Genomic DNA, 382 nt, shown 5'->3' with positions numbered 1-382 from the left:
GTTGTGATGTATGGCATAGTCACTAACTTACAGTTTGTGTTAGAATGGGTTATATTTATCCAAGCATTATCCCTATTCCATTTATTTATAAAAGTAAAAAAATTACCTATAATTGTAGCTGTAATTATTTTCGTTCTTGCTTTTATATTTAAACCAATTGCATACTTATTTGGCTTAATGGACATATGGTTTAATTTAAAACAACGCATAAAAAAGTAAATTGAGGTGAGTTTATGAACCGTCAATCAGTTAAAAAAGCCCTAATATTTCCTTATATTATTATGATGGTCTTGGCTTTAGCACTGCTCGTTTTAAGTTTTTTAAATTCAATATTTTGGGCGTTTATTGCGACGGTTATTACTGTAGTCCTATTTGCAGCGAG

1 protein-coding gene is annotated in these 382 nt (G+C 29.8%); it reads left to right on the top strand.

Features of this window, described 5'->3' with window-relative positions; all coding sequences use genetic code 11:
* Positions 1-219, top strand: a 219-nt coding sequence (locus tag E4T88_RS18190; RefSeq protein ID WP_221411852.1) for a YybS family protein, incomplete at its 5' end; no start/stop codon positions are given.
* Positions 220-382: the final 163 nt, after the last annotated feature.

The sequence above is a fragment of the Dysgonomonas mossii genome, from assembly GCF_004569505.1.
Taxonomy (GTDB): Bacteria; Bacteroidota; Bacteroidia; order Bacteroidales; family Dysgonomonadaceae; genus Dysgonomonas.
This window is presented reverse-complemented; position numbering and strand designations above follow the sequence as displayed.